Consider the following 13,635-nt stretch of genomic DNA (forward strand, 5'->3'; position numbering starts at 1 on the left):
AAGGAAAGGATGATTAATTCATGTTGGCTTTTCTGCAAAAGATCGGGAAGTCGTTAATGCTTCCAGTCGCCACGTTGCCAGCAGCCGCTATCCTGATGCGGTTTGGTAACATTAACTACATCACGGAGTTTCACTTTGGGGACAGTGTAGGGGGATTCCTAAATACTTATGTTGCACCGTTTCTAAATGCGGGCGGGGGTACGATATTTGATAACCTCCCACTGATATTTGCGGTTGGGGTTGCAATTGGATTAGCCGGTGATGCGGTAGCAGCATTATCCGCAGTAATCGGGTATATGATCTTACTTAAGTTGCTTGCAATTGTACCAGGAATTTTCCCTAGCATCATGCAATCCGCTGATACTAAATTGAACATGGGTGTTCTCGGCGGTATCTTGGTAGGCTGTATCGCAGCAGCACTCTATAAGAAATATCACAAAATTAAACTTCCGGATTGGTTGGGCTTCTTCGGTGGTAAACGTTTCGTTCCGATGGTTACAGCCTTCACAATGGTAGTAGTTGGTTTGATTTGCGGATTAATCTGGGGTCCGGTTCAAAACGTTCTGGATACGTTCGGAAACTGGGTTGTAAGTCTCGGAGGTATCGGTTCTGCAGTTCATATTATTGCTAACCGTCTCCTTGTACCTTTTGGTCTACATCACATTATTAACTCGATCGTTTGGTTCCAAATTGGTGATTTCACCAATGCCGCAGGAGAAGTTGTACATGGTGACCTGACCAGATTCTTCGCTGGCGACTCTTCAGCTGGTATGTTTATGACTGGATTCTTCCCAGTTATGATGTTTGGTCTTCCAGCAGCAGCATTTGCTATTATTCACACAGCTAAACCAGAAAGACGTAAAGCGGTTGGATCTATCTTCATGGGTGCTGCTCTTGCTTCATTCTTGACGGGTATTACTGAACCATTAGAATTTGCTTTTATGTTTGTTGCACCAGTACTTTATGGTGTTCACATTGTCTTATCGGGTATTTCAGCGTTTGTAACGTATGCGTTTGGTATGAAGCTTGGTTTCGGTTTCTCGGCCGGTTTGATCGACTATGGACTCGGTTGGGGGCTCTCTTCGAAACCATTGCTACTGATTCCAATAGGTTTAGTCACTGCGGTCCTGTACTATGTGATCTTCCGCTTCCTCATTGTGAAGCTGAACCTGAAGACACCGGGCCGTGAAGATGACTTCGAGGAAGAAGTGGCAGAATCCGGATCTGGTGCTGTTAATTCAGACGGACGCGCCGCTCAAATTCTAACTCAACTTGGCGGACCAAGCAACATTAATTCCGTTGATGCTTGTATCACACGTCTTCGTCTCATCGTTAAGGATGAGAAAGCAGTTAACGACGCAGGGCTGAAGAAGCTTGGAGCTGCTGGTGTTATGAGACTCGGTAAAGGTGCAGTACAAGTCGTATTCGGACCACAATCTGAATCGATCAAGGATGAAATCAATTTAATGTTGTAATGACATTTAAGTAACGAAGTTTTTGATATAAGGCAGGGCGGATATTAATCCGCTCTGCTTTTTATTTTACATCAGTACTATACTTGATTTCAAATTTGTTAAACTTAGGGCAAATGATCATAAATTTAACTGTTGTTGCACTAACTCACCGATCAGGAACTAGTGCAAATCGGTAGTATGATGATAAATATAACTAGTTCATAACTTACTATGAAATGGGTATTACAGGTGATTAAGATCAAAATAGTCTAATATAACGGAGGTAAGTATGATCAATAGAATTCATATCCTTGGAGCATCAGGCTCAGGAACATCGACGCTAGGGAACCAATTATCGTTAATACTGCCGCATGTTAATTTTGATAGTGATGACTATTTTTGGAGCGAGAAATTCACTGTGCCAAGGGAACGTGAGGGCAGAATTAAGTTATTAAAGACGGATCTTTCAAACCAGAAGAACTGGATTCTATCTGGAGCTGTATGTGGATGGGGCGATGAACTGAAGGATTATTTCGATTTGGTGATTTTTGTGTTTACCCCTAAGAACATTAGACTACAGCGATTAAAAAGAAGAGAATTTCAAAGATATGGCGATGACATCTTGCCAGGTGGAAGTAAGTATGAGCAATCACAAACTTTTTATGAATGGGCATCACAATATGATGAGGCCGGATTTGAGATTAGAAGTAAATACCTACATGAACATTGGATGTCCGAATTGACTTGTCCGATCTTGAGAATTGAAGGAGACCACTCCGTTAGAGAAAGAGTAAATATGATCTTAAATTACCTCAAAACAAACGATAATTCGTACGATACTCGACATTTGATATAATATTATAAAATTTCAACATATGAAAAATTCACAATAGAAAAAGAAATTCAATACGTTTCTACTACATACCTGCTTACCCATCATAACAAGTCGTTTATTTCAACATCTATAGGTTTAAAAAGGCTTATTAGACCCCTTATTGTGAAAATTTCACACCTTATGTATACTGGAAAAAGAATGGGGTGACGAAGATGGCATTCATGATAGCGCAAAGGGCGTATCTTAAATTATTTCTGATCGGGATGGTCGAGAAAAGAAGAGGATACGGATATGAAATGTTGGAGGAGTTGAAGGAACTGTTCAAGCCTTTCGGTTACGTTCCTCCACAAAGTGAGATATACCGAGCATTACATGAACTGGTGCAGGAAGGTGTATTGTATCGGACTAAGAAATTAAAAGGCAATGATCCAAGTGTGGATTTTCAGGAAATCGTCCTATATCACTTTACTGAAGATGGTCATGATAAGGCGGAGTTGTATAAAAAACAGGTCAAGACGGATCTAGACCGATGTATTGGAATGCTTAATAAAGCGGTTACAGATCATTTTTAAAGCAATTTTTCTTTAATATTTATTATTCCGAGTTGTTTTCTGTTGTATTATGGGTCAAGATGCAGTAACATGAATTTAATATTCAGGAATTATATTGTTTTTAAGAGCATATTTACAACTGAATAATGTGGAGATAGGTGTTTCAGTCCATAGTACTGAAGCTTAAAAGGGAAGTTCGGTGTAATACCGACGCGGTCCCGCCACTGTAACAGAGGAGTCGAATGACACATTGCCACTGGTGATATATCACTGGGAAGGCCGTTATTCGGCGTAGATTCTGAAGCCAGGAGACCTGCCTATTTTGACAGCACTGTAGTACCTACGGGAGATAGGGGGGTGTTAAAGATGCAAGCCGTTGAATATCATTTCATGGGTCCTCTTTAGCTATTTCGCTAATGGGGACCTTTTTTATTTCGTTTAATGATGAACAAACTACACAAAAAACTTATAGGAGGTCATGGCATTGAGTAAAGTACTGAGTGGTAATTTGGGTTATCCAAGAATTGGCCAACAACGGGAATGGAAAAAGGATATTGAAGCATTCTGGGGTGGGAAAATTGAGGAATCGGAGCTTCATGAGCGTCTGACAACCATCCGTCTTAATAACTTGAAAATTCAGCAAGACAAAGGTATCGATATTATCCCTGTCGGTGATTTTACTTATTATGATCATGTGCTCGATACAGCAGTTATGTTTGGTCTTATTCCGGCGCGTTTTGAATTTAATGGTGGGGAAGTACCATTGAGTACATATTACGCTATCGCACGGGGGAACAAAGGTGCAGCGGCCAGCGAAATGACGAAATGGTTCAATACGAACTATCATTATATTGTTCCTGAGCTTGGCGCTAGAAGACCAGAGCTTACGTTGAATAAGCCTTTAGCAGCCTATCGTGAAGCTAAGGAGAAGCTGGGGATTGAAGGAAGACCAGTATTGCTTGGTTTATACACTTTCCTGAAGTTATCCAAAGGCTTTGATAATGACGGATGGGATGAATGGATCGAACAACTACTTCCATTATATATTCATGTATTGCGTGAACTACAACAAGCAGGAGTGAAATGGGTACAGGTCGATGAGCCTGCATTGGTTACCGCTGTAAATGCTGAAGATCTTAATCGCTTAAAGTTGATCTATGAGACAATTAAGAAGGAAGTTCCTGAATTGTCTATCTTCTTGCAAACCTATTTCGAAGCGTTAAGTAACTATGAGGATATTGTGAGCTTGCCAATTGACGGTATCGGACTTGACTTGGTTCATGGATTGGAAGGGAATTTAGATTCGCTTCGCCGTTTTGGTTTACCAGTAGGTAAGACGCTGGGTGCAGGGGTCATCGATGGCCGAAATATTTGGCGTGCAGATCTAGATCTTCAATTTAAGTTGCTAGATGAGGTTGCTAATTTAGTAAATAGTGCAGACATCATTGTACAGCCTTCATGTAGTCTGTTGCACGTTCCAGTATCAGCTGCTGCTGAAGTATCATTACAACCAGTTCTACAGCAGGCACTTGCATTCGCTGAAGAAAAACTTGACGAAATCGCTGCACTGAGTAGAGCAGTAGTTGAAGGCCAACCTGGTGAATTGTTCCAAAGTAACCGTAATGCCCTAGATAACTTATCTGCTGATCCTGCGCGTAACCGTGCGAATGTAACTCTTGCGGTAGAAAATATCCTACATCAGCCTTCGGAGAGACATAGTGCATTTAGTGTACGTAAATCACTACAAAAGGAAAAATGGCAGCTTCCATTCCTTCCAACAACAACGATCGGGAGCTTCCCACAAACCGCAGAAATCCGTTCTGCTCGCCAGAAATGGCGTAAAGGTGAATGGTCTGTGCAACAATATGATGAGTTCATCAATGAACAAATCAGACAATGGATCACACTTCAAGAGGAGATTGGGCTTGATGTACTAGTTCATGGTGAATTTGAGCGTACTGACATGGTGGAGTTTTTCGGTGAGAAGTTACCAGGGTTCGCATTTACCAAGGGTGGATGGGTACAGTCTTACGGGACACGATGTGTGAAGCCGCCGGTCATTTATGGTGATGTTGATTTTGATTCACCGATGACGGTGAAGGAGACTGAGTATGCACAGTCGCTTACTAGCAAGCCAGTTAAGGGGATGCTGACAGGACCGATTACGATTCTGAACTGGTCCTTTGTGCGTAGTGATTTGCCTCGCGAGAAGGTAGCTTATCAAATCGCCCTTGCACTTCGTAAGGAAGTAGAGGCGCTTGAGCAAGCAGGTATTGAGATGATCCAGGTGGATGAGCCTGCATTGCGTGAAGGTCTTCCGTTAAAACGAGAAGATTGGGAAAAATATTTGGACTGGGCTGTGAAGGCGTTCCGTGTGTCAACTTCCACGGTGAAGGATACGACTCAAATTCATACACATATGTGTTATTGCGAATTCCATGATATTATCGATTCAATTCAAGCATTGGATGCCGATGTGATCTCCATCGAAACATCACGTAGTCATGGTGAACTGGTTCATAGCTTCGAAGAACATACGTATCCACTCGGTATTGGATTAGGTGTATATGATATTCATAGTCCACGTGTTCCCGCTGAGGAGGAAATGATCTCGATGGTTGACCGTGCCCTCAAAGTACTTGATCCCGAATTGTTCTGGATCAACCCAGACTGTGGATTGAAGACTCGTGGTTTGGAGGAGACGGTATCCTCATTAAAAATTATGGTGTCCGTTGCTAATCATTTCCGTGCGAAGGTAACGAACTAGGATCTATGTTAAACTAAATACTGCGAGACCTATGAGCTATTGCTGTATATAGCTTCAGAGGTTTCGTAGTTTTTTTTATTCGAAACTCTACTTGACAAAATGATAGATTTCTAAGATACTATAAATTATTAAGTAGCAATACTATATTATGTATATGATAAATAGTAAGTGCAACCACAACAGGAGGGAATTACCAATTATGTCTACCGTTTTATTTGTAAAAGCAAACAATCGTCCAATGGAACAATCTGCAACAGTTAAGCTATATGAGAGCTTCGTGAAAACTTACAAGGAAACTCATCCAAATGATGCTGTTACCGAGTTGAACTTGTTCGAAGCTGATCTTCCTTACTACGATAACGATATGTTGAATGGACTATATAAGCTTGCCAATGGTTACCCATTGACTGCTGAAGAGCAAAAGGCTGCTGATCTAGCGAATACTTACCTTGATCAATTCTTAGGTGCAGATAAAGTCGTATTTGCATTCCCACTTTGGAACTTCACGATTCCAGCTCAACTTCTAACTTATTTATTCTACCTGAACCAAGCTGGTAAAACGTTCAAATACACTGAGCAAGGACCAGTAGGTCTGGTTGGTGACAAGAAAGTTGCATTGCTTCACGCTCGTGGTGGTGTTTATTCTGAAGGACCAATGGCTGGACTTGAAATGTCATTGAATTATGTGAAGAATACTCTAGCATTCTGGGGTGTCCAAAATCCTGAAACTGTTATTGTTGAAGGTCACAACCAATTCCCTGATCGTGCTGAAGCCATCCTTCAAGAAGGCGTAAAACAAGCAGCAGACTTGGCTGCAAAATTCTAATAGTAAACTATTGAATTTATAATAAAGATAGAAGCTACTTCATAGGTCGATTACAGACCTGTTGGAGTAGCTTTTTTTTGCGCCTTTCCCTGATAGCCATGCGATCATATGTTTGCTATAATACATGAGACAACTTAGAGAAATTCGGAGGAATATTATGCTTCAAAAAACTCATAGCCTCGCAGGTATAGTAGCTGCGGAATGCGTTATTATGTATTATCATCAGCCGCTACTGTCATGGGAATCAGGTGCTGCGCTGCTTATTGGGTGTATGGCTGGACCACTCGCAGATGTTGACAAGAGGGGATCTACCATGGCGAAGATCTTTTTGCCATTATCTTTTATCTTACAATTGTTGCGGGTGAAGCATCGAACATTGACGCACTCATTGCTCTTCTTAGTGGGACTTACCATGCTATTATCTCCCCTATCTCCTTTTTTCTATTGGACTTGTTTATTAGCCTATGCCTCACACCCGTTAATCGACATGCTTAATGATAAAGGGATCGCCTTATTATGGCCTTGGAACATCAAATTTCGCCTTGTGCCCTCGTTTTTAGCAATCAAAACGGGTTCGCATGCAGAAGACTTGTTCCGTCTATTTTTATTGATCATAGTAATAGTTCTACCCATTGTATTTTTATTGCCTGAGGGGTTTTAAAGGTTAAATTGAGGATGAGGTGAATAAATCGAAATGATTACGAATGAACAAATCAAAGCGACTGAAGTCCTGTTGACTGGTGTAAATGGAGAAGACCTGGGTGTGGTCCCAACTAAAGAAGCGCTACAGATGGCAAAATCACTAAAAGTAGATCTTGTCTGCACATCGCTTATGTCCAGTCCTCCACCATGTAAATTGGTTGGTAAAGGGAATTATAAGATAGAACAGAATAAAGCCAAACAACAAGAACGTAAGGCATCATCGGGAACTAAACTAAAAGAAGTTAGGCTTACTTCCCATATCGAAGAGCATGATTATGATACGAAAAAAAGACAAGCAGAACGAATCTTGACTGCGGGGAATGATGTACAGTTAACAGTACTAGTGGACAAGAAGAAATCCGATCCGGCCAAACAATTGGCGGAAGAACTTGTTCGCGATCTGAAACATTGCGGGCAACTGGATAAAGGGATTCAAGTAAGTGGGAAACAAGTGATAGCGATTCTGAAAGCCAAGTAAATCAGTTTATTTCGCATCTATACCATGGAAACAATTGCAACATACCCTCAATTACTACCGTCTAGGGTTATAGAGAAGAATAGGGGGAGTTAGATGCGAAAGAAGATTTGGCTGTCGTTGTTATTGGCAATCTCGTTAGTCATAACGTTCTATGTTGGATATATAATCGGTGATAAGAGTAATGGCCTTTTAACTCCAAATGCTGCCAATAAGGCGATACAATCTAGATGGGTTAATGAGAAGGAACCGCCACTACCTCAAATTTTAATTGAGGGTGTTAATATTAACGTTTATCGAAGCAGCTATAGTTGGTGTACGCCGTCTTCAGGCAAAAACTCAGATACTAGCTGTGTTGCTGTGGACGCCTCGATCCCGGAAATCACACCGACCATTGTTCCGGCAGGTTCAATGATTGAGACCTTAGCACCTAATGGGATTAAACAGTTTACGTTATCAAATAGAACCGAAGGTTTCGACGGTGATCCTTACATCGTACCTACGAATAAAGGCATCTATCTGTACCATATTCATTGCGAATGGTTCTTGGATCAAGGGCAATCGGATTATTACTTTTCTATCGAAGTTGCATAAACGTTACGTAAGGAATGACAGCTCTTGGGGCTGTCATTTTTATTTTTATCCTAATGATAATAGACACAAGATTGTTAGAATATTTGCACCTTGCTTACATAAGATAATCATTAGCAAACTTTTGAAGGAGGAAAATATGCATGAGATTACAAGGTAAAGTTGCTGTAGTTACAGGAGCAGCATCTGGTATGGGAAAAGCTATTGCAGAATTGTTTGCACTAGAAGGTGCGAAGGTTGTAGTATCGGATATTAACTTCGAAGGTGTTGAAACCGTTGTATCGGGTATCGTAGCCAATGGGGGTACAGCCATACCGTTAAAGACAAATGTTGCCGAGAAACAAGATATTGACCATCTTATCGATACTGCGGTACAAGAATACGGTACACTAGACATTCTCGTTAATAATGCGGGTATTATGGACGGTTTTGAACCGGCTGGAGATATTGAAGATGAGAAGTGGGAACGAGTATTTGCGGTGAATACGACAAGTGTCATGCGTGCAACTCGTAAAGCACTACCGATCTTTTTAGAGAAACAGAAAGGAGTTATAATCAATATCGCCTCGACTGGTGGATTACATGGGGCACATGCAGGTGCAACGTATACGGCATCCAAACATGCTGTAGTTGGTTTTACGAAAAATACTGGCTATATGTATGCTCAGAAGGGGATTCGTTGTAATGCCATAGCACCGGGCGCTGTCGAAACAAACATTGCTTCATCTATGAAGAATTTGAATGAATTTGGTTTGGGACGTTCTAAGTTGGGACAGAGCTTAATTCCACGTGCTGGACAACCTGAGGAAATCGCAAGTGTAGCCTTATTTTTAGCTTCGGATGAATCTAGTTTTGTAAATGGTACAGTGGTTACTGCTGACGCGGGTTGGACTTCACTCTAAACCTGTTAATTGTGATACAATCTTAAGACTGCCACCATGGATCAGGAAGAATGGTCTTTGGCGACAGTCTTTTTGGTATCTAAACTAAAAGAGATAAAAATTCAATTTGGACAAAGTTAGTGAATACAATTATACTCACTTTAAATGCTCGAAGGAGAGGTATTATGGATATTGATCTTGTAATGGTACTTAAACTATGTTCGGCCTTATTATTTGGATTATTTATTGGTATTGATCGGCAATTGAAACAGAAGCCACTGGGTATTAAGACGAGTATGGTTATCTGTATTGCAAGTTGTCTGGTGACGATCGTATCGATTGAAGCGTTTGAGAAATTTGCAGGACCGGCTCACCCCAATATGGACCCCATGCGACTCGCGGCTCAGATCGTAAGCGGGATAGGTTTTCTAGGTGCTGGGGCTATTTTACGTCGTAGTAACGAGGGGATTTCAGGACTTACCTCCGCTGCAATGATCTGGGCGGCATCAGGTATTGGGATCGCTATAGGAGCGGGCTTCTTTGTTGAGGCAACGCTCACGGTTATTTTGTTAATTATTGCGGTGAACTTTGTTCCTTATATTATAAAATGGATTGGGCCCTACAAGCTGAATCAACGGGACGTATCGATCAAGATCGTCATGGAAGATCATGGTAATGTAACAGAACTTATCCGTGTTATTGAACGCAAAGAACAAACAGGACCTGGGGCTAAGCAACAACGGCACCATATACGAAGATTGAAAATTAAAGATTTAGACGAAGGACGGCAACGGGTTGATATGGTCATAGCTGCTTCGGAAAAAGAATACACCACGGAAATATATCATTTTCTCCGCAAGATTGAACATGTGATTAGTGTAGAGGTTGAGAATTTGTAGTTATTTTGGTGTCCGTTTAACTTCAGTTTAAATATCTAGGTTATTCTTTCTTTAAGCTTATAGGAAGATTACAGCTTCCAAGGCAGGAGAGAGGGAGAAACATAATGGAGCAAAGTAAATCGGTTCTTTCAAATTCAAAGAAGGGTTCATTCTTCAAATTAATGAAGGAAACAAAACCATCCCTTTGGATGTTAAGTGTTGCGTTACTGCTAAGTGTGGTGTCTACGTTAGTTGGACTTGTCATTCCAATGTTTACGAAAAATCTGGTAGATGGATTTAGTCTGTCTTCCATTAATAGTTCCCAGATCATTGCAATCGGGGCTGCGTTTATTGGGCAGACGATTGCTTCGGGTGTCTCCATTTATTTGCTTAACTATATCGGACAAAAAATGGTCGCAGGATTACGAGATAGGTTGTGGAAAAAGCTACTAGTGTTACCCGTTCCCTACTACGATGGTAATCGGACAGGAGATTCCGTCAGTCGCATGACGAATGATACAGGTGTCATCAAGACACTCATATCTGAACATGTCGCCAGCTTCTTCAGTGGGATCATTTCCATTGTTGGTTCGATCGTGGTTCTGTTCTATCTAAACTGGAAAATGACCTTGATTATGTTTACTGTCATTCCGATTGCCGCTTTAATTCTTGTTCCACTTGGTCGGAAGATGTATAAAATATCGGTAGGAATGCAAGATGAGACCGCAGCCTTTACCTCTACGCTCTCACAAGTACTCTCGGAGATTCGACTTGTCAAAGCCTCCAACGCCGAACAAAAAGAATACAAGAACGGCAGTATGGGGATCCGTAATTTACTGTCGTTTGGGATTCGAGAAGGTAAGGTAATGGCATGGATCAGTCCAATTATGTCTTTTGTGCTGATGATGTTATTAGTCATCGTGATTGGTTATGGTGGGATGCAGGTATCCTCAGGCGGATTAACTGCAGGTGAGTTAGTCGCATTTATCCTGTATTTGATTCAGCTCATTATGCCGATGACCCAACTAACTACTTTTTTTACACAATTGCAAAAAGCTAAAGGAGCAACTGAACGTATTATGGAAACGCTGGATGCGGAAGAAGAAGCATTCGGTTCCGGAGTAGAAGTCAACAATGCCAATCAATCAGTTATTTTGTCCCAAGTCTCATTTGGATATAAACCTGATGAACCTGTGCTTCAGAATGTTAGTTTTGAGATGGATCCAGGAACGGTGACTGCGGTAGTCGGCCCAAGTGGCGGCGGTAAAACGACTTTGTTCTCCATGATAGAACGCTTTTACTTACCACAATCAGGTGTCATTTACCTTGGAGAAGAGCCGATCGATACCTTCAATCTTCGCTCTTGGCGCGAAATTATTGGCTATGTCTCTCAAGATAGTCCAATGATTGCTGGTACGATAGCGGAAAACCTATGTTATGGGGTCGAGCGCAAGGTTAGTGATACAGAACTAAGAAGTGCGGCTAGGATGGCCTATGCCGATGAGTTTATCTCAGAACTTCCTAATGGCTATAATACGGATGTTGGAGAACGAGGTGTGAAGTTGTCAGGTGGCCAGCGGCAACGGATTGCCATAGCAAGAGCACTGCTACGTGATCCCAAAATCCTGATGTTGGATGAAGCGACTTCAAGCTTGGATAGTCGATCCGAAGTTGTGGTTCAGAAGGCTCTGAAGAATTTGATGGAAGGGCGCACAACGATTGTCATTGCTCATAGATTGTCTACCGTTGTAGGCGCGGATCAAATTATTTTCATTGAGAAGGGGCAAGTAACTGGAAGAGGTCGTCATGAAGAACTGCTACAAACCCATGATATGTATCGTGAGTTTGCTGCACAACAGCTCCAGATTGCAGGTGCCGGGGAAGATGAAGATACGATATAAATATAGTAATAGGAGAATCAAATATGGCCAAAATACTCGTAGTTGACGACGATATGCATATTCGCGAACTAATCAGAGTGTTTCTCGAAGAAGCTGGAATGGAGGTGCTTGAAGCCGCTGATGGTCTTGAAGCATTGTCTGCACTAGCGGAGGAGCGAGCTGATCTAGTCATCATGGATATTATGATGCCGAATATGGACGGATGGGATTTATGTCATGAATTGCGGCGAGATTATGATATGCCATTACTGATGCTTACAGCAAAAGGTGAAACGAAGCAGATTCTCAAAGGATTTGAGCTCGGAACAGATGACTATCTGGTCAAACCGTTTGAACCTGCTGAATTGGTAGCAAGGGTTAAGGCTCTGCTTAAGCGCTATCAGGTTGCGGTATCCCAGATGGTCAGCATTGGGCAGCTTAATATGAATCGTCGGAGCTATGAGGTTTCCTCTTTGGAAGAGAACTTTACGCTCCCGCTTAAAGAGTTCGAGCTTTTGTTCAAGCTAGGGAGTTATCCGGGTAGGACGCTTACTAGAGAACAGCTAATCGAAGATATTTGGGGATATGATTTCGAAGGAAATGAGCGTACGCTCGACGTTCATATTAATCGACTTCGGGAACGATTCCCGGAAGAGAAGTTCAATTTCAAAATTACGACAATTCGCGGTCTTGGCTATCGATTGGAGGTCTTTGACCGATGAGGACAAAGAGCTTTTGGAAGAAGACTTGGTTCGTTGTAGTTCATATATTTCAGATTGTGGGTATCATGATTACTGTGGCTCTTTCCTGGATGGCGGCCAATTTCTTAACGAAGGCAATTTATACAATATATAGCCAACCTACTTCCCACTACCTAGTGCAAATCATTGATGCAGTGTTAGGGGTTATTATCTTTATTGTAGTAGTATTTGTTATTGGCATCTTTCTCCGTCCGAGACAATTGGCTTTAATGACGGCTATCATCGATGCGATGCGGCGGATATCTAAAGGCGATTTCAAAGTCAAATTGGAGATGACTGAACAACGTGGTGAATTTCAAAAAATTATCCAAAGCATTAATGAAATGGCACAAGATTTAGGTCAGCTCGAAAGTATGAGGCAAGACTTCATATCCAATGTATCGCATGAAATTCAATCACCGCTTACCTCTATCCGTGGGTTTGCTCGCGCGTTAAGAAATCGTGATCTTTCTGAAGACAAACGAGAACACTATCTTGACATCATCGAAGGGGAGAGCCGGAGATTATCGCAAATGAGCGACAATCTCCTAAAGCTGTCTTCATTGGAATCGGACAAACCATCTTTTGAGACGCATTGTTACCGTCTCGATCATCAACTACAAAATGTTGTATTGGCCAACGAACCACAGTGGTTAGCAAAAGGAATCCAAGTTGATTTGAATTTACAAGAAATTGAGATCAAGGCAGCAGAGGATTTATTAAATCAAGTGTGGGTAAATTTACTTCATAATAGTATTAAATTTACTCCAGACGCTGGTGCGATTTCAATCAGACTGATCGCAACGGAGAATGGGGCAGAGGTGACCATTGAAGATACGGGAATTGGAATAGCATCAGAAGATCTCGTTCATATCTTCGAACGCTTCTATAAAGCAGACAAATCTAGAAACCGTGAAGCTGGTGGGAGTGGTCTCGGCTTGTCCATTGTGAAAAAGATAATCGATATCCACCAGGGCGATATATCAGCTCAATCACAGATTGGTCAGGGAACACGTTTCGTCGTCACCGTGCCCTATTCTTTTGAATAAGAATGA

The 13,635-nt window shown here is 41.6% G+C and carries 13 protein-coding genes and 1 riboswitch; all 13 genes read left to right on the plus strand.

The window, feature by feature from the left end:
- Positions 1-20: 20 nt before the first annotated feature.
- The gene (nagE, locus tag IEW05_RS07785) at positions 21-1,475 is read left to right on the plus strand and encodes an N-acetylglucosamine-specific PTS transporter subunit IIBC (protein ID WP_188537415.1); all 1,455 of its coding nucleotides are present in this window, start codon (positions 21-23) and stop codon (positions 1,473-1,475) included.
- Between the two features lie 268 nt (positions 1,476-1,743).
- Positions 1,744-2,310 carry an ATP-binding protein gene (locus tag IEW05_RS07790; protein ID WP_188537417.1) on the plus strand — a complete coding sequence of 189 codons (567 nt, stop codon included), beginning with the start codon at positions 1,744-1,746 and terminating at the stop codon, positions 2,308-2,310.
- A 191-nt stretch (positions 2,311-2,501) separates the two neighbouring features.
- Positions 2,502-2,861, plus strand: a complete 360-nt coding sequence (locus IEW05_RS07795; protein ID WP_188537419.1) for a replication termination protein — start codon at positions 2,502-2,504, stop codon at positions 2,859-2,861.
- A 118-nt stretch (positions 2,862-2,979) separates the two neighbouring features.
- Positions 2,980-3,175, plus strand: a riboswitch (cobalamin riboswitch).
- Between the two features lie 149 nt (positions 3,176-3,324).
- Positions 3,325-5,607, plus strand: a complete 2,283-nt coding sequence (metE, locus tag IEW05_RS07800; protein ID WP_373285785.1) for a 5-methyltetrahydropteroyltriglutamate--homocysteine S-methyltransferase — start codon at positions 3,325-3,327, stop codon at positions 5,605-5,607.
- A gap of 199 nt (positions 5,608-5,806) precedes the next feature.
- A complete protein-coding gene (locus tag IEW05_RS07805; RefSeq protein ID WP_188537423.1) occupies positions 5,807-6,433 on the plus strand; it encodes an FMN-dependent NADH-azoreductase in 627 nt (208 codons plus the stop codon).
- 157 nt (positions 6,434-6,590) lie between these two features.
- Entirely contained in the window at positions 6,591-7,094 is a 504-nt protein-coding gene (locus IEW05_RS07810; protein ID WP_188537425.1) for a metal-dependent hydrolase, read from the plus strand.
- A gap of 33 nt (positions 7,095-7,127) precedes the next feature.
- Positions 7,128-7,613, plus strand: a complete 486-nt coding sequence (gene infC / locus IEW05_RS07815) for a translation initiation factor IF-3 (RefSeq protein ID WP_188537427.1) — start codon at positions 7,128-7,130, stop codon at positions 7,611-7,613.
- A gap of 93 nt (positions 7,614-7,706) precedes the next feature.
- Positions 7,707-8,204 (plus strand): hypothetical protein, encoded by a 498-nt coding sequence (locus IEW05_RS07820; protein ID WP_188537429.1) that lies wholly within the window; start codon positions 7,707-7,709, stop codon positions 8,202-8,204.
- A gap of 140 nt (positions 8,205-8,344) precedes the next feature.
- Complete coding sequence (locus IEW05_RS07825) at positions 8,345-9,103, plus strand: SDR family oxidoreductase (RefSeq protein WP_188537431.1); 759 nt, start codon at positions 8,345-8,347, stop codon at positions 9,101-9,103.
- A 164-nt stretch (positions 9,104-9,267) separates the two neighbouring features.
- A complete protein-coding gene (locus tag IEW05_RS07830) occupies positions 9,268-9,981 on the plus strand; it encodes an MgtC/SapB family protein (protein WP_188537433.1) in 714 nt (237 codons plus the stop codon).
- A 104-nt stretch (positions 9,982-10,085) separates the two neighbouring features.
- The gene (locus IEW05_RS07835; protein WP_188537435.1) at positions 10,086-11,861 is read left to right on the plus strand and encodes an ABC transporter ATP-binding protein; all 1,776 of its coding nucleotides are present in this window, start codon (positions 10,086-10,088) and stop codon (positions 11,859-11,861) included.
- 23 nt (positions 11,862-11,884) lie between these two features.
- Positions 11,885-12,562: a response regulator transcription factor gene (locus IEW05_RS07840; protein ID WP_188537437.1), complete on the plus strand. Its 678-nt coding sequence runs from the start codon at positions 11,885-11,887 to the stop codon at positions 12,560-12,562.
- The gene (locus IEW05_RS07845) at positions 12,559-13,629 is read left to right on the plus strand and encodes a sensor histidine kinase (RefSeq protein ID WP_188537439.1); all 1,071 of its coding nucleotides are present in this window, start codon (positions 12,559-12,561) and stop codon (positions 13,627-13,629) included. The genes IEW05_RS07840 and IEW05_RS07845 overlap by 4 nt, the downstream gene beginning before the upstream one ends.
- Positions 13,630-13,635: the final 6 nt, after the last annotated feature.

Origin of the sequence: Paenibacillus segetis (assembly GCF_014639155.1) — a bacterium.
Taxonomy (GTDB): domain Bacteria; phylum Bacillota; class Bacilli; order Paenibacillales; family Paenibacillaceae; genus Fontibacillus; species Fontibacillus segetis.